Here is an 18,024-nt window from a genome sequence, read left to right as displayed (position 1 = left end):
TCTCCATCTGATAAAGCAAAGACGCGCCCACGGCGCGCCGTCCAATGCTACAGAATGCCTGTCACTGCTGCCCGGCGACCTCGACGAGCATTTATTGCAAAGTGTGTTGCTCGACAAACATTTGCGGCTCCATGCCTTCGCGGCTGACCAGGCGATTCAGTTCGACCATGGGCAGTCGCACGCTCAGCAGGCTGCGCCCTTCTTCATCATGCTCTTCACTCTGCACGGCACCCAGGGCAAAGAATTGCGCGCGCAAGCGGGCAAAACGCTGCTCCAGACACAGGGTACCGACAAACAGATCATCCCCCAGCAACTCGGCAATCGCCTGGCCGACCAGTTCCAGGCCACGCCCATCGCGTGCCGATACCCAGACCCGTTCCGGCTTGCCATCGGCATTGCGCTGGATCTGCGGCTCGACATCTTCGAGCAGGTCGAGTTTGTTATACACCTCGAGGATCGGCAACCCTTCGGCACCAATCTCGCCCAATACCGCCAGCACCTGCTCGATCTGCTCCATGCGCTCCGGCTCATGGGCGTCGATCACATGCAGCAACAAGTCGGAATTGCTCGACTCTTCGAGCGTAGCCCGAAATGCCTCGACCAGCTTGTGCGGCAGGTGGCGAATGAAGCCCACGGTATCGGCCAGCACGATCGGCCCCAGGTCGTTCAGCTCGAGCCGGCGCAGGGTCGGGTCGAGGGTGGCGAACAACTGGTCTGCTGCATACACCTCGGACTCTGTCAGGGCGTTGAACAGCGTGGACTTGCCGGCGTTGGTATAACCCACCAGCGACACCGACGGGATGTCCGCGCGCTTGCGCCCGCGGCGCGCCTGCTCGCGCTGGCTGCGCACCTTCTCCAGGCGTGACTTGATCTGGCGAATGCGCACCCGCAACAGGCGGCGGTCGGTTTCCAGCTGGGTTTCACCCGGGCCCCGCAGGCCGATACCACCTTTCTGTCGCTCAAGGTGGGTCCAGCCGCGCACCAGCCGCGTGCTCATGTGCTCGAGCTGGGCCAGTTCGACCTGCAGCTTGCCTTCATGGGTACGCGCCCGTTGGGCGAAGATATCGAGGATCAGCCCGGTACGGTCGAGCACACGACACTCGAACACGCGTTCGAGGTTGCGCTCCTGACTGGGCGTGAGGGTGTGATTGAAAATCACCAGGTCTACCTGCTCGGCATGGACCAGGTCGTGCAACTCTTCGACCTTGCCACTGCCAATCAGGTATTTGGCGGAAGGCTGATGCCTTGACACCGTGACCAGCGAGACGATGTCGGCACCGGCCGACAATGCCAGCTCCTGAAACTCCTGCGGGTCTTCGCGCGCCTCAGGGTTCTGACCTTCCAAGTGAACGAGCAACGCCCGCTCACCACCACCGTGGCGCTCAAAGAACAATGCAGGCTCCTATCAGGCGTTGCCTGGCTCGCTGTCGCCGTGCTCGGAATCGGACGGGCTTGGCAGGCGAACCGGACGGGCAGGGACCACGGTCGAGATGGCGTGCTTGTAGACCATCTGGCTGACGGTGTTCTTCAGCAGTACCACGAACTGGTCGAAGGACTCGATCGAACCCTGCAGTTTGATGCCGTTGACCAGGTAAATGGATACCGGGACCTTTTCTTTTCTCAAGGTGTTCAAGTAAGGGTCTTGTAGCGAATGCCCTTTTGACATATGCCGCACTCCTGTAAGGATAAATAATAGAAAATCAAGAAAATCGATAAATTAGGCCGCCCCTTCGCAAGAATAGACGGCAATCAGCAGGGACTCAGCTCAATATGGAGATGGCCCCAAGGTATTTCAAGGTGCGGGACAGATTGTCGCAGGCCAGGCTGTCAAGCCAGTGTACTTCAGGCCAGCCACGCAACCAGGTGAACTGCCGCTTGGCCAGCTGCCTGGTAGCAATGATACCGCGTTCACGCATCTCATTCTCAGTCAGCTTGCCGTCCAGGTAATCCCAGACCTGCCGATACCCCACTGCCCGTATAGACGGCAGCCCGGCGTGCAAGTCACTTCTGGCTCGCAGCGATCGGACCTCGTCGACGAAGCCCTGTTCCAGCATCTGTGAAAATCGTAACGCAATTCGCTGATGCAAAATGTGACGATCTGTAGGAGCAATCGCCAAACTCGCGACAGTATAGGGCAAATGTCCGCCAGCGCCTGCGTCTGCGCCGCGACTTTCCGCGAATTGACGCTGTCGATGTGCCGTCATGCTCTCGCCACTCACCCGGTACACCTCCAATGCCCGGATCAACCGCTGCGGGTCGTTGGGGTGGATACGCGCCGCCGACTCGGGGTCAACCTCGGCCAACTGGCGGTGCAACTCGGCCAGGCCCAGCGCTTCGGCCTGGGCTTCCAGCTCGGCACGCACTGCGGCATCGGCCGCCGGCATGTCGGCCAGGCCATCGATCAAAGCCTTGTAATAGAGCATGGTGCCGCCCACCAGCAGCGGAATCTTGCCACGTGCGGTGATCTCGGCCATGGCCTCCAGGGCATCGGCACGGAACTGCGCAGCCGAATAGCTCTCGGCCGGGTCGCGAATGTCGATCAACCGGTGCGGGTGAGCGGCGAGGACTTCTTTCGACGGCTTGGCCGAACCGATGTCCATGCCCCGGTAGACCAGCGCCGAATCGACGCTGATCAGCTCGCACGGCAGTGCTTTGGTCAGCTCGATGGCCAGGTCCGTCTTGCCGGCCGCTGTCGGACCCATCAGGAATATTGCAGGGGGCTTGCCGCTCATTTCATCGACCGCGCAGGAAGAGTTTGTCCAGGTCGTCCAGGCCCATCTGGGTCCAGGTGGGGCGACCATGGTTGCATTGGCCGCTGCGTTCGGTGTTTTCCATGTCACGCAGCAGGGCGTTCATCTCGGGGATCGCCAGGCGCCGGTTGGCGCGCACCGCGCCGTGGCAGGCCATGGTACCGAGCAGCTCGTTCAGGTGCGCCTGGATACGGTCGCTGGTGCCGTATTCCATCAGGTCTGCAAGCACATCCTGCACCAGGCGGTTGGCCTCGGCCTGCTTGAGCAAAGCCGGGATCTGACGGATGGCCAGGGTCTCGGGGCCCAGGCGCTGCAGTTCGAAGCCCAGCCGCTGGAACCACTGCGCATGCTCTTCGGCGCAATCTGCTTCACGCTGGCTCAAGGCCAAGGTCTCGGGTACCAGCAGCGGCTGGCCGCTGAGGCCTTCGCTGGCCATGGCCACCTTCAGGCGCTCGTACATGATGCGCTCGTGTGCGGCATGCATGTCTACCAGCACCAGGCCGATGGCGTTCTCGGCCAGGATGTAGATACCCTTGAGCTGCGCCAGCGCATAGCCCAGCGGGGGGATGTCACCCTGAGTTTCAGGCAGCGCCGTCGTCGGCGCCGCGCCTTCATCCAGCGGTTTGTAAAACTCGCGATACACTGCCTGTGCCTCGGCGGCCGGCAGCGGCTGGGAGGGGCGTGGGGTGTACTGGTACTGGTAACCCGCGCCATTGCCACCACTGGAAAACGACTGCTGCGGGGCACGTGGCTGCTCGAGCACCGGCGAGGCCAGGCGCATTTCGCCCTGGGGGCCGAACTCGCCGGCCTGCTGGCCCGTGGCGCGGACCACTTCGGGCACGGCAGCAGGCGCCGCCAACTGGTCCTCCGGGCGCACATCGGCCAGGGCGCGATGCAGGGTGCCATACAAGAAGTCGTGCACCGAGCGCCCCTCGCGGAAACGCACTTCGTGCTTGGTCGGGTGCACGTTGACGTCGACGCCGTTGGGTTCCAGCTCCAGGAACAGCACGAAAGTCGGGTGCCGACCATTGAACAGCACGTCGCGGTAGGCCTGGCGCACGGCGTGGGCGACCAGCTTGTCGCGCACCGCACGGCCGTTGACGAAGAAATACTGCAGGTCTGCCTGGCTGCGCGAGAAGGTCGGCAGGCCGACCCAGCCCCACAGACGCAGGCCGTTGCGCTCCACATCGATCGGCAGCGCCTGTTCCATGAAGCCCGGGCCGCAGATGGCGCCCACCCGCCGCGCACGGGCGGTTTCATCGTGAGCCTCATGCAGGCTGAAAATGCTCTTGCCGTTGTGCCGCAGGTGGAAGCCGACATCGAAGCGCGCCAGCGCCAGGCGCCGGATCACTTCCTGCAGGTGATCGAATTCGGTTTTCTCGGCCTTGAGGAACTTGCGCCGGGCCGGGGTGTTGAAGAACAGGTCGCGCACTTCCACCGAAGTACCCACCGGGTGCGCCGCCGGCTGCACCCGCGGGGTCATGTCGCGGCCCTCGGTTTCCACCTGCCAGGCCTCGGTAGCGCTGGCGGTGCGCGAGGTCAGGGTCAGGCGCGCCACCGAACTGATCGAGGCCAGGGCCTCACCACGGAAGCCCAGGCTCAATACCCCTTCGAGGTCTTCCAGCTCGCGGATCTTGCTGGTGGCATGACGGGCCAGGGCCAGCGGCAGGTCGTCGGCGGAGATGCCGCTGCCATCGTCACGCACCCGCAGCAGCTTGACGCCGCCCTGCTCCACTTCGACGTCGATACGCCGGGCGCCGGAGTCCAGGCTGTTCTCCAGCAGTTCCTTGGCGACAGAAGCTGGCCGCTCGACAACCTCGCCGGCGGCAATCTGGTTGGCCAGCCGCGGGCTGAGCAGCTGGATGCGCGAACCGCCACTCATTGCGAGGCCAATGTGGTAGCAGGGATGTCGAGGCGCTGGCCGACCTTCAGCTCATCGGTCTTGAGGCTGTTGGTGCTGCGCAGGCTGGTCACGCTGACCTGGTAGCGCACGGCAAGCATCGCCAGGGTCTCGCCGGGGCGCACCGTGTGCTCACGCGGGCCAGCGGCGATCTTGCCGGTGTCGCGCAGCCAGGCGATGTAGGTGCCGGGCGGCGGGTTCTGCTGGAAGTACTGGCGCACACCGGTGTGGATCGAACGGGCCAGGGCCTGCTGGTGGCTGGCGGTGGCCAGCTTGGCGGCTTCGTTGTTGTTCGAGATGAACCCGGTTTCAACGAGGATCGACGGAATATCCGGCGACTTCAGCACCATGAAGCCGGCTTGTTCCACCCGCTGCTTGTGCAGCGAGGTAATGCGGCCCATGTTGCCCAGCACCTTCTGCCCCACATTGAGGCTGGAGCTGAGCGTGGCGGTCATCGACAGGTCGAGCAGCACGCCGGCCAGCATGCGGTCCTTGTCGTCAAGGCTGACGTTACCGGCACCACCGATCAGGTCGGAACGGTTTTCCGTGTCGGCCAGCCAGCGCGCGGTCTCGGAGGTAGCGCCGCGATCGGACAGGGCGAATACCGAGGCGCCAAAGGCGGCACGGGACGGCGCGGCGTCGGCGTGGATCGAGATGAACAGGTCGGCGCCCTTCTTGCGGGCGATTTCCGTACGTTTGCGCAGCGGGATGAAGTAATCGCCAGTACGGGTCAGCTCGGCCCGGAAGCCTTTTTCGCTGTTGATCTGGCGCTGCAGCTCCTTGGCGATCTGCAGCACGATGTCTTTTTCATGCTGGCCACGCGAGCCGGACGCACCCGGGTCTTCGCCACCGTGGCCGGCGTCGATGGCAACCACGATGTCACGCTTGCCGTTGGGTACCGGCGGCAGCTTGATGGCAGGCTGGGCCGGGGTCACCGGCACTGCCGGCGTGGTTGCAGGCGTCGGTACCGGGGCTGGGGCCGGAGTCGGCGCGCTGGCCGCGATGGCATCAGCCTCCTGGTCGTACAGATCGACCACCAGGCGGTTGCCGTACTGGGCATTGGGCGCCAGGGTGAAGCTTTTTGGAGTGACCGACTTTTTCAGGTCGACCACCACCCGCAGGTCGGTCGGGGTGCGCTGGGCCGAACGGACGCTGCTGATCGGCGTATTGGAAGTGGCCACGTTGAGTGGCGCAGCCAGGGTCGCGCCATTGATGTCGATGACCAGGCGATCGGGCGCGCTCAGGGTGAAGACGCTGTGCTGCACGGGGCCAGACAGGTCGAAGACCAGCCGCGTGTTGTCCGGTGCGCGCCACAGGCGCATGCTCTTGACTTGAGTGACGGCCAGAGCGTCAACGGTCACCGTTGTCAGCAGCAGCCCAACGATGGCGACCAGTGCGCGTATGCGCATACCTACCCCACTTACTGTTTATAGTGTTCGGCCAGTGCCACGCACCAGGCCTCGCCGCGAGCCCCCTGCGGCGAAAGGATCAGCGAGCGTCCGCCCGCTTGGGGGCTTATGGTAATGGTCAGGTCGGGCTTTGGCAAAACGCCCGCACCCTTTTGTGGCCACTCGAACAGGCACAGCGGGTCGCCCTCGAAATAGTCACGAATACCCATGAACTCCAGCTCTTCCGGATCGACCAGGCGGTACAGGTCGAAATGGAACGCCCGCACCTCACCGATCTCGTAAGGCTCGACCACAGTGAAGGTCGGGCTTTTCACTGCACCAGTATGGCCCAGGCCGCGAATCAGGCCACGCGACAGCGTGGTTTTGCCCGCACCCAGGTCACCTTCCAGAAAAATCACGCCGTGACCGCCGGTCACCTCGGCCAGTTGTGCGCCGAATTTGACCGTGGCCGCTTCATCGGCAAGAAACAGGTTTAAGCCAGACACGCAGAATGCTCCTCCAACAACTCACGAATGACCGGCGCCAGATCGCTGGCAGCCAAGCCCCTACCTTTTACGCCCAGACGCTCGCCCGCGCAGGCGTGCAGCCATACCCCCAGCCCCGCGGCATGCCAGGCATCCAGGCCTTGGGCCAGCAGCGCCGCCAGCACGCCGGTCAGCACATCGCCCAGGCCGGCACCGGCCATGGCCGGGTGGCCACGTTCGCACAGCAGCAACTGCCCGACCGGGTCGGCTACCAGAGTGCCGGCCCCCTTGAGCACGCAGACGCTGTTGTAACGGCGCGCCAGCTTGCGTGCGGCGCCCGGGCGGTCCGCCTGCACAGCCTCGGTGGAAATGCCCAGCAGCCGCGCCGCCTCCCCCGGGTGCGGGGTAAGAATGCTGCCACTGGGCAGGGCTAACGGGGTGCGCGCCAGCAAGTTCAGGGCGTCGGCGTCCCACACCTGCGGGCGCTCGGCATTGGCCACCGCCGACAGCAGGCTGCGGCCCCAGGCCGCCTGGCCCAGGCCTGGGCCGACCACCAGCACCGAAGCGCGCTCCAGCACGCCCATCAGCTGGTTGGCCGAGCTGGCGCCCAGGCACATGACCTCAGGCAGGCGCGCCAGGCTGGCAGTCACGTGTTCGGGCCGGGTCGCCACACTGACCAGCCCCGCGCCACAGCGCAGGGCAGCTTCGGCGCTGAGCAGCACGGCGCCACCAGTGCCAAGGTCGCCACCGACCACCAGTACATGGCCGAAGTCGCCTTTATGGGCATGCGCATGCCGTGCCGGCAGGTGCGCGACAGTCACGCTGCTGAGCAATTGAGGGATGTGGCTGGGGTGTTTGGTCTGCGGCATGGGGTCAAAGGCTCCAATGTCTGGCAGAATTATACGCACCTGAGCCCGTATTGCCTTGCCCATCCATGTCCGCCTGTACGCCTGACCTCATCCAACTGGCCCAATCGATCAAGATTTGGGGCCAAGAACTCGGTTTTGCCCACGTTGGCATCGCCGGGGTCGACCTTGGCGAACACGAACACCACCTGCAGCGCTGGCTCGACGCCGGCTATCAGGGCGAGATGGAATACCTGGGCGCGCACGGCAGCAAGCGCGCGCACCCAGAGCAGCTGATCCCCGGCACGGTACGCGTGGTATCGCTGCGCATGGACTACCTGCCCGGCGACACGCAGATGGCGCAGCGCCTGGCACAGCCGGAGAAAGCCTACGTGTCGCGCTACGCCTTGGGCCGGGATTACCACAAGCTGGTGCGCAAGCGCGTGCAGTTTCTGGCCGATCGCATTCAGGAAGCCATCGGCCCGTTCGGTTACCGCGCCTTCGTCGACAGCGCTCCGGTGCTGGAAAAGGCCTTGGCCGAGCAGGCCGGGTTAGGCTGGATCGGCAAGAACACCCTGCTGCTCAACCGCAAGGCGGGCAGCTACTTCTTCCTCGCCGAGCTGTTCGTCGACCTGCCGCTGCCGGTGGACGAAGCCACCACCAGCGAACACTGCGGGCGCTGCCAGGCCTGCCTGGACATCTGCCCGACCCAGGCCTTCGTCGGGCCGTATGTGCTGGATGCACGGCGCTGCATCTCGTACCTGACCATCGAACTGCGCGGGCCGATCCCTGTCGAGTTGCGTTCGAAGATGGGCAATCGGGTGTTCGGTTGCGATGACTGTCAGATCGTCTGCCCGTGGAACCGCTTTGCCAGGCACAGCCAGGAACAGGACTTCCAGCCAAGGCACGGGCTGGAGAATGCCGAGTTGGCGGAGATGTTCCTGTGGGATGAAAGGACCTTCCTGCGCAAGACCGAAGGTGGGCCGTTGCGCCGGGCCGGGTATGAGCGCTGGTTGCGCAACCTGGCAGTGGGGCTTGGCAATGCGCCTTCGACGATTCCGGTGATCGAGGCGCTGAAGGCACGGCGCGAGGATGCCTCGGAGCTGGTGAGGGAGCATGTGGAGTGGGCGCTGGCGCAGCACGGCGTTTCGTAGCCACACAACCCCTGTGGGAGCGGGTTCACCCGCGAACACGGGCGAAGCCCGTGCCATGCTCCGCGTTGGATTCTTCGCGGCTAAAGCCGCTCCCACAGGGTACGCGGAGCGACAGCGCAGCCCAAAGGGCTGGGTAATTCCCACAGGGGCCAGGTTGCGCCCGCGACTGCGCTACTGCTGATCGTTGTAATGGAACTTGGGCATTTCCCAATGGAACCGAATGGCCAGCAGCCGCACCAGGAACCCGCCAAACAAGGTCAGCAGCATCGCCTGCTCCGCCGGCACCTTGAAATACACGCAACCCAGGTAGAACCACGCCGCCGCAAACGACACACTGGCGTACAGCTCGCGACGGAACACCAGGGGAATGTCGTTGCAGAAGATATCCCGCAAGATCCCGCCAAATACCCCGGTGATCACCCCGCTGATCGACGCCACCAGCATGCCCTGCCCCATCTCCAGCGCGGTCATGCAGCCAATCAGGGTAAAGGCCACCAGCCCCAGGGCATCGAGCACCAGGAACAGCGAGCGCAGGCGGCGCATCATCGGCGCGATGAAAATGGTCAGCAGCGCCGCACAGCTGGTCAGCACCAGGTATTCAGGGTGCTTCACCCAGGTCAGCGGGTAGTGCCCGAGCAGCACGTCACGCACCGAGCCGCCACCCAGGGCGGTGACACAGGCAATCAGCACCACGCCGAACCAGTCCATGCCGCGGCGGCCGGCAGACAACGCGCCGGTCATGGCTTCGGCGGTGATGGCGATGAGGTAGAGCATCAACAACATGGTGCGGAGTCCGTGCGGGCGTGCGAGAAAGGCGCGCAGTCTAACCAGTTGCCCAGGGCACCAAAAGAGGGCGCAGATACAATATCTGCGCCTTTTCGGCTCACACCTTGATGAAGTGCTCGCGATAGTGGCGCAGTTCGGCGATCGATTCGCGGATGTCGTCCAGCGCCAGGTGGGTGTTGCCCTTCTTGAAGCTGTCGCGCACGTCAGGCGCCCAGCGTGCAGCCAGCTCCTTCAGGGTCGAAACGTCCAGGTTGCGGTAGTGGAAGTAGTTTTCCAGGTTGCGCATGTGCCGGTACAGGAAGCGGCGGTCCTGGCAGATGCTGTTGCCACAGATCGGCGACTTGCCTTTCGGCACCCACTGCTCGAGGAAGGCAATGGTCTGCGCCTCGGCTTCGGCCATGCCGACCTTGCTCTCGCGTACGCGCTGGGTCAGGCCCGAAGCGCCATGGGTGCGGGTGTTCCATTCGTCCATGCGCGCCAGCACTTCGTCACTGTGGTGGATGGCGATCACCGGCCCTTCGGCCAGGGTGTTCAGTTCGCTGTCGGTGACGATGGTGGCCATCTCGATGATGACGTCGCTGTCCGGATCCAGGCCTGTCATTTCAAGGTCGATCCAGATCAGGTTCTGTGGGTTTTGCATGCGGGGACTCCTCGTATAGGCCGTCATAGTAGCGTAGTGGCCAAGGCACGCCCATTCACGGCACGAAGGTAAGCCAAATGGTCCGGCGCCTGGCGTGCTAAACTGCCTGCCGTTTTCAACCTGCCCCACGCACGGAACCTTCATGGCCAAACGCCAGCTCAATCGCCGCCAGAACTGGCGCATCGAAAAAATCCAGAACGAGCGCGCCGCGCGTGCGGCCAAACGCGAACAGCACGCACTGCAGGAACTGGAGGGTGGCGACCTGGGGCCGGAGCAGCTGGGCCTGGTGATTGCGCACTTCGGTGTGCAGGTAGAGGTGGAAGCCCAGGACGGCGAAGCCGCTGGCCAGGTGTTCCGCTGCCACTTGCGCGCCAACCTGCCGGCGCTGGTTACCGGCGACCGCGTGGTATGGCGGGCGGGCAACCAGGGCATTGGCGTGATCGTCGCGCAGATGCCGCGCAGCACCGAGCTGTGCCGGCCTAACAACCACGGCCAGCTGAAGCCGGTGGCGGCCAACGTCGACCTGATCGTGATCGTCTTCGCCCCTGCGCCCGAACCGCACCCCAACCTGATCGACCGCTACCTGGTGGCCGCAGAGCACGCCGGCATTCGCCCGCTGTTGCTGCTGAACAAGGCCGACCTGATCAACGACGAGAACGGCCCGGGCCTGCACGCACTGCTGGAGGTTTACCGCGAGCTGGGCTACCCGCTGCTGGAAGTCTCGGCACATCACGGTGACGGCATGCAACGCCTGCAGCAGATGCTCGACGGCCACATCAGCGTGTTCGTCGGCCAGTCGGGGGTGGGCAAGTCGTCTTTGGTCAACAGCCTGCTGCCGGACGCCGGCACCCGTGTCGGCGACCTGTCGGAATGGTCTGGCCAGGGCACCCACACCACCACCACTGCGCGTTTGTACCACTTCCCCAATGGGGGTGACCTGATCGATTCGCCGGGTATCCGCGAGTTCGGCCTGGGTCATGTCAGCCGCAGCGATGTGGAGGATGGTTTCATCGAGTTCCGCGACTTGTTCGGCACCTGCCGCTTCCGCGACTGCAAGCATGATCGCGAACCGGGCTGTGCGCTGCTCAAGGCGCTGGACGAGGGGCGCATCAAGCCGCAACGAATGAACAGCTATCGCTCGATCATCGCCAGTTTGCCGGAAGACGCTTACTGACCTGCCCGCTCCCGCAGGTACTAGACAAGGCTCAAGGGCCACTCCAATCCTGTGGGAGCGGGCGTGCCCGCGAAGCAGGCACCGCGGTGGTTGGCACGGGCTTCGCCCGTGTTCGCGGGCAAGCCCGCTCCCACAGGTTCCGCGCTTGCTTCAGCTACAGCGCAATCCTGTAGGGTTTACTGGTCCTTGGCCTCATCCATCTTCAGCGTCCCCTCTTCGAAGATGTTCAGCTTCTGGCGCAGTTCACGCGGCTGCATGGGTGCCTGCCCGGCCTCCCCTGGCGCAGCCGGTGCCGCAGCAGCCGGCGGCGCGGGCTCGGCAGCCGGTGCTTCTGGCACGCCCTGCTCACCTTCGATATTGCGCTGGGCCTTCTTGGTCAGCACGATGATGTCGATACGGCGGTTGACCGGGTTGAACGGGTCCTTGCGGTCGAACAGCGACGACGAGGCGTAGCCCACCACCCGTGCCACCTGGCCGTCCGGGTAACCGCCAGCCACCAGCGCGCGGCGTGCGGCGTTGGCGCGGTTGGCCGACAGTTCCCAGTTGCCAAACTCGCCAGTGCCGGCATACGGCTTGGCATCGGTGTGGCCACTGATGCTGATCTTGTTCGGCACCGCCTTGATGGTGTCGGCCATCGCCAACAGGATGTCCTCGAAGTACGGCTGCAGGCGCGCGCTGCCGATGTCGAACATCGGCCGGTTCTCGGCGTCCATGATCTGGATGCGCAGGCCGTCCTGGGTGATCTCGAACAGGATCTGGTCCTTGAACTTCTGCAGCTGCGGGTTCTCTTCCACCTTGTTCTGCAATTCCTGCAGCAGCAACTCCAGGCGCTCACGCTCGACCTGCTCGGCCATGGTCTCCACCTGGTCCTTGTCCAGCTGGATGCTGGTATCAGGCGTCGGCTCCGACTTGGCTTCGGGGTTGATGGTCTTTTCCGGCGCCAGCTCAGGCGAGCCACCCAGGTCGATGACGTAGGGCGTACCGCTTTCCGAGAAGCCGATCGGGTCCTTGAAGTAGCCGGCAATGGCGATCTTCTGTTCCGGCGTGGCCGTGGACAACAGCCACAGTACCAGGAAGAACGCCATCATCGCCGTGGCGAAGTCGGCGAAGGCGATTTTCCAGGCGCCGCCGTGGTGGCCGCCGCCATAGCGCTTGACGCGCTTGACGATGATGGGCTGATTGTTCTCCATGACTCAGCGACCGCGAACCGCTTGTTCCAGCTCGGCGAAGCTTGGGCGGTGCTTGGGGTACAGCACCTTGCGCCCGAACTCGACCGCCAGCGACGGCGGCATGCCCGAGGCCGAGGCCACCAACGATGCCTTGATCGATTCGTAGAGGTTCAGCTCTTCCTTGGCATCGTGCTCCAGGCACTTGGCCAACGGGCCGAAGAAGCCGTAGGCCGCCAGAATACCGAAGAAGGTACCCACCAGTGCCGCACCCACATGGAGGCCGATGGAGGCCTGATCACCCTCGCCGAGCGAGGCCATGGTCACCACGATACCCAGTACCGCCGCAACGATACCGAAGCCGGGCATGCCGTCGGCGATACCGTTCACCGCATGGGAAGGGTGCTCCAGCTCTTCCTTCATGCTCAGCAGTTCCATGTCGAACAGGCCCTCGAGTTCGTGCGGGGCCATGTTGCCGGTGGACATGATGCGCAGGTAGTCGCAGACGAACGCGGTCATGCGCTCATCGGCCAGCACCGTCGGGTACTTGGCGAAGATCGGGCTGGCGGCGGCATCCTCGATGTCGGCCTCGATGGCCATCATGCCTTCGCGCCGGCTCTTGTTGAGGATCTCGTACACCAGGCCCAGCACTTCCAGGTAGAAGGCATGAGTGAAGCGCGAGCCGAACATCTTCATCGACTTCTTGATGACGTGCATGGTCATGTGGCCAGGGTTGGCCTGCAGGAATGCACCAAAGGCCGCACCGCCGATGATCAGTACTTCGAACGGCTGGATCAGTGCCGCGATCTTGCCGTGGGAAAGCACGTATCCGCCGAGCACGCTCGCGAATACGACGATGATGCCGATAATTTTAGCCATAGGTTCAAAGCACTTGCTGTCGTGGTCAGGGGAAGAGACGGGAGCTTTAAAACTCTTCTTCTACTTATCGGCAGAACTGCGCCAGACTATAGCCACTCAATGCGAAAAGCCAGTTCGGACTGATGTCAAAATGCCAATTGAAACCAAGGTGCCCGCTCAGGCTCCACGTACGCTAGAGGCCTGGGTAAAGCTGCTCGAGAGTGTTCGCATCCCCGTGCCGAAGCACAGCTACGACCGGGTCATGGCGGCCATCCACGATAGCCGCCGCTCGCTGCGCGATATCGCCGAACTGATGCAGGACAGCCCGGCACTGGTGCTGTCGGTGATGCGCGAAGCCAATCACCCCACCAATGCCAGCCTGGCAGAACCCGCCGAAAGCCTGGAAGTCGCCCTCAACCGCCTGGGCCTGGAGCGCAGTGAGCAGCTGCTCAAGCGCCTCCCGGCAGTGCCCGTCGAAGAGATCCCGCCGGTACTGTGCCAGTTCCAGCTGATCAGCCAGCACGCCTCGCAGCAAGCCAGCGGCCTGTTCGCCAGCCGTCTGGCACGGCTGTGGCAGGAAATCCACTGGGGCAGCCTGTTGTTCCTGTCGCCGCTCTGGCCGCTGGCGCTGGCCTACCCCAAGCTGCTCGATACCTGGGAACTGCGGGTTATCCACAAGGGCGAAGACGCCGCACATGTCGAGGACGAACTGTTTGGCGTGCGCATCATGGAACTGTGCCAGACCATGGCGGAGTACTGGCGCCTGCCACAATGGGTGACCCAGGGTTACCGCCTGCTGCTGGAAGAGCGCGAACAACTGGCCCAGGTGCTCAGCATCGCCCGCGACCAGGACCTGCTAAGCCAGCAACATCGCCTGGACGCCGAGCCGGGCCTGCGCCGCTGGTTCAACCAGCCGGCCAACACCGTGCTGCTGGCCAACAACCTGGCCCTGGCGGCACAAGTGGGCTGGGACAACCCGCACCTGCTGCGCTGGCAGCTGCTGACCGCACTGTACCTGCAGACCTCGCTGGAAGACGTACAGCAACAGGTGCACCAGCAGGCTGCGGCCAGCGCCCGCCGCCATGCCCAGCATGCCCTGTTCCACCCGGCCGAAGCGCTGATCTGGCCCTGGCACCAGCGCCGCCCGCACCCGGACATGCTGGCCCCGCCACCGCCCACCAGCGACGAACTGGCGCGCTGGCGCAAGCTGTGCCAGGACCTTCTGGCCCAGCCCAGCCCGTTTACCAACAGCGTGCACCTGGCCACGCAGGTTATCGAGGCCCTTCTGGCCGCTGGCATGCAGCGCATCCTGCTGCTGAGCCTGGACAAGGCCAACGACCAGCTGCGCGTGCAGCAGATGGCCGGCCTGCCCAAGGAAGCCGGGGCGCTGGTACTGCCGGTGGCGGAGAACAAACTGCTGCAAAAGCTGCTGGCCAAGGTCGGGCAATTGCGTATCACCCCGGAAAACCACAGCCAGCTCTCGGCCCTGCTGCCAGCCCCGCTGCGTGCCTTGTTCCGCAGCGAGCACGTACTGCTGCGCTCACTGGCCGTGAACGATCAGGTGCTGATGCTGATGGTGGCTGACCAGGGCTGTCGGCCGCTGGCCGATGTCAGCGTGCAAGCCTTCGGCAAGACCGCACAGTGCACTGAACGGGCGCTGTCGGTGTTTGCCAACCGCAAGGCCTGAGCCTTGCGCTACAATCGGCCCTCTTTCCACACTGGAGACCGTGGATGACTGACTTTTCCGGCCTGCCCCTGGTGATCGAAGCTGCGGACCTGCTGCCGCGCCTGGATTCGCCACAGCTGATCCTGGTCGACCTGAGCAGCGCCAACCGCTATGTCAGCGGGCATATCCCCGGCGCACGCTTCGTCGAAGGCAAGCGTACCCAGCTCGGCCAGCCCCCCGCGCCAGGCCTGCTGCCGGCCCTGGGCGAGCTGGAAAAACTGTTCAGCGAACTCGGCCACCGCGACGATGCCGTGTATGTGGTGTATGACGATGAAGGCGGCGGCTGGGCCGGGCGCTTCATCTGGCTGCTCGACGTGATCGGCCACAAGCGTTACCACTACCTCAATGGCGGCATCCAGGCCTGGCCTGCCGACAAACTCTCCACAGAGGTACCCGCCAGCGGCAACACACAGGTGCACCTGCGCATCGACAGTTCGCCCACCGCCACCCGCGAGTACCTGCAAAGCCGCCTGGGCGCCAACGACCTGGTCATCTGGGACGCCCGTGGCCCGCAGGAATTCAGCGGCGAGAAAGTACTGGCAGCCAAGGGCGGCCACATCCCCGGCGCAATCAACTTCGAGTGGACCGCCGGCATGGACCTCAACGACCACCTGCGCATTCGCCAGGACATCGCCGAAGTCCTGCAGAACCTGGGTATCACCCCCGACAAGGAAGTGATTACCCACTGCCAGACCCACCGCCGCTCCGGTTTCACCTATCTGGTGGCCAAGGCCCTCGGCTACCCACGCGTCAAGGCCTACGCCGGCTCGTGGAGCGAATGGGGCAACCACCCGGACACGCCTGTAGAAGTCTAAGGAACCTGCATGAAATCCCGTTTGTTCATCATCAGCCAGTACCTGCTGCCGCACCACCTGCTGTCGCGGCTGGCCGGCTGCATCGCCGAGTGCCGCGTGCGCTGGTTCAAGAACGCCTTCACCGCCTGGTTCGCCAAGCGTTATCAGGTCAACATGAGCGAAGCGCTGGTCGAAGACCTGAGCGCCTATGAACACTTCAATGCGTTCTTCACTCGCGCCCTGAAGCCAGGTGCCCGCCCGCTGGACGAGACCCCGGGCGCCATCCTGTGCCCCGCCGACGGTGCCGTCAGCCAGCTCGGCCCGATCGAGCACGGCCGCATCTTCCAGGCCAAAGGCCACGGCTACAGCGCGCAGGAACTGCTGGGTGGTGACCCGGCCATGGCCGCGCCGTTCATGGGCGGCGAGTTCGCCACCATCTACCTGTCGCCCAAGGACTACCACCGCGTGCACATGCCGCTGGCCGGTACCCTGCGTGAGATGGTCTACGTGCCGGGCCGCCTGTTCTCGGTCAACCAGACAACCGCAGAGAACGTCCCCGAGCTGTTCGCCCGCAACGAGCGCGTGGTCTGCCTGTTCGATACCGAGCGCGGGCCGATGGCCGTGGTGCTGGTTGGCGCAATGATCGTCGCTTCGATCGAAACCGTGTGGGCCGGGCTGGTGACGCCGCCCAAGCGTGAACTGAAAACCTTCCGCTACGACGAAGCCAGCCGCGCGCCGATCCACCTGGAGAAAGGCGCCGAACTGGGCCGCTTCAAGCTGGGGTCGACCGCTATCGTGCTGTTCGGGCCGGAGCAGGTGAAATGGGCCGAAACGCTGGGTGCCGGCTCTGCGGTGCGTATGGGGCAGCAGTTGGCGGTGCCTGTGCAGGCTTGATTGCCTGAGATACCCCTGGGGCCGCTTTGCGGCCCATCGCGACACAAGGCCGCTCCTACAGGAAATATGCGATTCCCTGTAGGAGCGGCCTTGTGTCGCGATGGGCTGCGAAGCAGCCCCAAATTCTCGAATCAGCCGCGGGCGTCGCGGTCGCGCAGGCCCAGCAGGTACAACACGCCATCCAGCCCCAGCGTGGAAATCGCCTGCTTGGCCGACTGACGCACCAGCGGCTTGGCCCGGAACGCCACGCCCAGGCCGGCCAGTGACAACATCGGTAGGTCGTTGGCACCGTCACCCACGGCAATGGTCTGCTCCAGCTGCAAACCTTCTTCGCTGGCCAGCTTCTGCAGCAGCTCGGCCTTGCGCTGGGCATCCACGATCGGCTCCACCGCCACACCGGTCACCTTGCCGTCGACCACTTCCAGCTCATTGGCGAACACATAGTCGATGCCCAGGCGTGCCTGCACCTGGCGGGCAAAGTAAGTGAAGCCACCGGACAGGATCGCCGTCTTGTAACCCAGGCGCTTGAGTTCGGCGAACAGGTTTTCGGCGCCCTCGGTCAGGCGCAGCGACGCACCAATCTCGTCCAGCACACCCACATCCAGGCCCTTGAGCAGCGCCATGCGCTCCTTGAAGCTGGCGCGGAAGTCCAGTTCGCCACGCATGGCGCGCTCGGTGATCGCGGCCACCTGCTCACCCACGCCAGCAGCCTTGGCCAGTTCGTCGATGACTTCGGCTTCGATCAGCGTCGAGTCCATGTCGAACACCGCCAGGCGACGGTTGCGGCGGAACAGATCGTCCTTCTGGAAGGCGATATCGATGCTCAGCTCTTCAGCCAGGGCGAAGAAGTCTGCACGCAGCGCCTGGGCATCGCTCGGCACGCCGCGCACGGAGATTTCGATGGCCGCCTTGCCCTTGTCGGTCTCGGCATCCAGCGCCACACGTGCCGACAGGCGCTCGATGCGCTCGATGGTCAGGCCGTACTGGCTGATTACCGCACTCACCCGCTGCAGCTGCTCTGGCGTGATCTTGCGGCTGAGCAAGGTGACGATGTGGCGCGCCTCGCCCTGGCCATCAGCCCAATGCTGGTAGTCTGCCTCGGAAATCGGCGTATAGCGGGCCTGCAGGTTCAGTTCGTGGGCCTTGGCCTGCACGCTCTGCAGCAGCGAAGTTGCCACTTCGTTGTCCGGGATATCGACCAGAATGCCGAACGACAAGGTACCGTGCATGACTGCCAGGCCAATGTCGAGGATGCTCACACCGCCCTGCAGCAGGACGCCGGTGATAGCCGCAGTGAGACCGGGACGGTCCTCACCGGTGATGTTGATCAGGACGATTTCGCGCACAACCTGGCTCCGACTTCGATGAAAAATGCGCATTCTACCGATTTTCCGTGACCATCGGGCGCCAACGATACTTTGCCGACAAAACCCGGCTCGCTATACTGCCCCACACTTTCATGCC

Annotated in this window: 17 protein-coding genes; 5 read left to right on the top strand and 12 right to left on the bottom strand. The window is 64.2% G+C overall.

Annotation, left to right across the window (positions count from 1 at the left end; genetic code table 11):
- Positions 1-91 precede the first annotated feature (91 nt).
- The 7 genes from hflX to J5M58_RS15580 all read right to left on the bottom strand — a co-directional run bounded on the left by hflX (position 92) and on the right by J5M58_RS15580 (position 7,392).
- Positions 92-1,393: a ribosome rescue GTPase HflX gene (hflX, locus tag J5M58_RS15610; protein WP_112253682.1), complete on the bottom strand. Its 1,302-nt coding sequence runs from the start codon at positions 1,391-1,393 to the stop codon at positions 92-94.
- A gap of 12 nt (positions 1,394-1,405) precedes the next feature.
- Positions 1,406-1,666: an RNA chaperone Hfq gene (gene hfq / locus J5M58_RS15605; RefSeq protein ID WP_003258160.1), complete on the bottom strand. Its 261-nt coding sequence runs from the start codon at positions 1,664-1,666 to the stop codon at positions 1,406-1,408.
- Between the two features lie 94 nt (positions 1,667-1,760).
- Positions 1,761-2,732, bottom strand: a complete 972-nt coding sequence (gene miaA / locus J5M58_RS15600; RefSeq protein ID WP_112253683.1) for a tRNA (adenosine(37)-N6)-dimethylallyltransferase MiaA — start codon at positions 2,730-2,732, stop codon at positions 1,761-1,763.
- A 1-nt stretch (position 2,733) separates the two neighbouring features.
- Entirely contained in the window at positions 2,734-4,632 is a 1,899-nt protein-coding gene (mutL, locus tag J5M58_RS15595; protein WP_207878679.1) for a DNA mismatch repair endonuclease MutL, read from the bottom strand.
- Positions 4,629-6,059: an N-acetylmuramoyl-L-alanine amidase gene (locus J5M58_RS15590; RefSeq protein WP_112253685.1), complete on the bottom strand. Its 1,431-nt coding sequence runs from the start codon at positions 6,057-6,059 to the stop codon at positions 4,629-4,631. Before J5M58_RS15590 ends, mutL begins: the two co-directional genes overlap by 4 nt.
- A gap of 11 nt (positions 6,060-6,070) precedes the next feature.
- Positions 6,071-6,544 carry a tRNA (adenosine(37)-N6)-threonylcarbamoyltransferase complex ATPase subunit type 1 TsaE gene (tsaE, locus tag J5M58_RS15585; RefSeq protein ID WP_085599725.1) on the bottom strand — a complete coding sequence of 158 codons (474 nt, stop codon included), beginning with the start codon at positions 6,542-6,544 and terminating at the stop codon, positions 6,071-6,073.
- Positions 6,532-7,392: an NAD(P)H-hydrate dehydratase gene (locus J5M58_RS15580; RefSeq protein ID WP_112253686.1), complete on the bottom strand. Its 861-nt coding sequence runs from the start codon at positions 7,390-7,392 to the stop codon at positions 6,532-6,534. The genes tsaE and J5M58_RS15580 overlap by 13 nt, the downstream gene beginning before the upstream one ends.
- Before the next feature lie 65 nt (positions 7,393-7,457).
- On the opposite strand from J5M58_RS15580, the gene queG reads away from it, so the two are divergent.
- A complete protein-coding gene (gene queG / locus J5M58_RS15575) occupies positions 7,458-8,522 on the top strand; it encodes a tRNA epoxyqueuosine(34) reductase QueG (protein ID WP_112253687.1) in 1,065 nt (354 codons plus the stop codon).
- Positions 8,523-8,693: 171 nt separating this feature from the next.
- On the opposite strand, the gene J5M58_RS15570 is transcribed toward queG, so the two are convergent.
- Positions 8,694-9,305: a trimeric intracellular cation channel family protein gene (locus J5M58_RS15570; RefSeq protein WP_013974442.1), complete on the bottom strand. Its 612-nt coding sequence runs from the start codon at positions 9,303-9,305 to the stop codon at positions 8,694-8,696.
- A 100-nt stretch (positions 9,306-9,405) separates the two neighbouring features.
- Positions 9,406-9,948: an oligoribonuclease gene (gene orn / locus J5M58_RS15565; RefSeq protein ID WP_003258152.1), complete on the bottom strand. Its 543-nt coding sequence runs from the start codon at positions 9,946-9,948 to the stop codon at positions 9,406-9,408.
- 142 nt (positions 9,949-10,090) lie between these two features.
- Between orn and rsgA the strand changes: the two genes are divergently transcribed.
- Positions 10,091-11,122, top strand: coding sequence for a small ribosomal subunit biogenesis GTPase RsgA (gene rsgA / locus J5M58_RS15560; RefSeq protein ID WP_112253688.1), 1,032 nt, complete (start codon positions 10,091-10,093; stop codon positions 11,120-11,122).
- A 176-nt stretch (positions 11,123-11,298) separates the two neighbouring features.
- Here rsgA and motB read toward each other — a convergent pair whose 3' ends face one another.
- Both motB and motA read right to left on the bottom strand, forming a co-directional pair.
- A complete protein-coding gene (gene motB, locus J5M58_RS15555) occupies positions 11,299-12,312 on the bottom strand; it encodes a flagellar motor protein MotB (protein WP_207878677.1) in 1,014 nt (337 codons plus the stop codon).
- A gap of 3 nt (positions 12,313-12,315) precedes the next feature.
- Positions 12,316-13,167, bottom strand: a complete 852-nt coding sequence (motA, locus tag J5M58_RS15550; RefSeq protein ID WP_112253690.1) for a flagellar motor stator protein MotA — start codon at positions 13,165-13,167, stop codon at positions 12,316-12,318.
- 130 nt (positions 13,168-13,297) lie between these two features.
- Between motA and J5M58_RS15545 the strand changes: the two genes are divergently transcribed.
- The 3 genes from J5M58_RS15545 to asd are packed head-to-tail and all read left to right on the top strand — an operon-like array spanning position 13,298 to position 16,560.
- Entirely contained in the window at positions 13,298-14,833 is a 1,536-nt protein-coding gene (locus tag J5M58_RS15545; protein WP_207878675.1) for an HDOD domain-containing protein, read from the top strand.
- A 44-nt stretch (positions 14,834-14,877) separates the two neighbouring features.
- Complete coding sequence (locus J5M58_RS27975) at positions 14,878-15,687, top strand: rhodanese-like domain-containing protein (protein WP_243432361.1); 810 nt, start codon at positions 14,878-14,880, stop codon at positions 15,685-15,687.
- A gap of 9 nt (positions 15,688-15,696) precedes the next feature.
- Complete coding sequence (gene asd / locus J5M58_RS27970; RefSeq protein ID WP_215520481.1) at positions 15,697-16,560, top strand: archaetidylserine decarboxylase; 864 nt, start codon at positions 15,697-15,699, stop codon at positions 16,558-16,560.
- 131 nt (positions 16,561-16,691) lie between these two features.
- Here the strand turns inward: asd and serB are convergent, their stop codons facing one another.
- Complete coding sequence (gene serB / locus J5M58_RS15535; RefSeq protein ID WP_166674312.1) at positions 16,692-17,906, bottom strand: phosphoserine phosphatase SerB; 1,215 nt, start codon at positions 17,904-17,906, stop codon at positions 16,692-16,694.
- Positions 17,907-18,024: the final 118 nt, after the last annotated feature.

The organism is Pseudomonas sp. 32_A (genome assembly GCF_017490905.1).
In the GTDB taxonomy this organism is placed as follows: Bacteria; Pseudomonadota; Gammaproteobacteria; order Pseudomonadales; family Pseudomonadaceae; genus Aquipseudomonas; species Aquipseudomonas inefficax.
Note: the sequence above shows the minus strand (reverse complement) of the source record. Positions and strands in the feature narration are given on the sequence as shown.

What these genes read in the sequence shown, in the direction of transcription:
- hfq (WP_003258160.1), bottom strand. Translation starts at nt 1,666, where the DNA reads ATGTCAAAAGGGCATTCGCTACAAGACCCTTACTTGAACACCTTGAGA.
- miaA (WP_112253683.1), bottom strand. Translation starts at nt 2,732, where the DNA reads ATGAGCGGCAAGCCCCCTGCAATATTCCTGATGGGTCCGACAGCGGCC.
- mutL (WP_207878679.1), bottom strand. Translation starts at nt 4,632, where the DNA reads ATGAGTGGCGGTTCGCGCATCCAGCTGCTCAGCCCGCGGCTGGCCAAC.
- J5M58_RS15590 (WP_112253685.1), bottom strand. Translation starts at nt 6,059, where the DNA reads ATGCGCATACGCGCACTGGTCGCCATCGTTGGGCTGCTGCTGACAACG.
- J5M58_RS15580 (WP_112253686.1), bottom strand. Translation starts at nt 7,392, where the DNA reads ATGCCGCAGACCAAACACCCCAGCCACATCCCTCAATTGCTCAGCAGC.
- queG (WP_112253687.1), top strand. Translation starts at nt 7,458, where the DNA reads ATGTCCGCCTGTACGCCTGACCTCATCCAACTGGCCCAATCGATCAAG.
- J5M58_RS15570 (WP_013974442.1), bottom strand. Translation starts at nt 9,305, where the DNA reads ATGTTGTTGATGCTCTACCTCATCGCCATCACCGCCGAAGCCATGACC.
- orn (WP_003258152.1), bottom strand. Translation starts at nt 9,948, where the DNA reads ATGCAAAACCCACAGAACCTGATCTGGATCGACCTTGAAATGACAGGC.
- rsgA (WP_112253688.1), top strand. Translation starts at nt 10,091, where the DNA reads ATGGCCAAACGCCAGCTCAATCGCCGCCAGAACTGGCGCATCGAAAAA.
- motB (WP_207878677.1), bottom strand. Translation starts at nt 12,312, where the DNA reads ATGGAGAACAATCAGCCCATCATCGTCAAGCGCGTCAAGCGCTATGGC.
- motA (WP_112253690.1), bottom strand. Translation starts at nt 13,167, where the DNA reads ATGGCTAAAATTATCGGCATCATCGTCGTATTCGCGAGCGTGCTCGGC.
- J5M58_RS15545 (WP_207878675.1), top strand. Translation starts at nt 13,298, where the DNA reads ATGCCAATTGAAACCAAGGTGCCCGCTCAGGCTCCACGTACGCTAGAG.
- J5M58_RS27975 (WP_243432361.1), top strand. Translation starts at nt 14,878, where the DNA reads ATGACTGACTTTTCCGGCCTGCCCCTGGTGATCGAAGCTGCGGACCTG.
- asd (WP_215520481.1), top strand. Translation starts at nt 15,697, where the DNA reads ATGAAATCCCGTTTGTTCATCATCAGCCAGTACCTGCTGCCGCACCAC.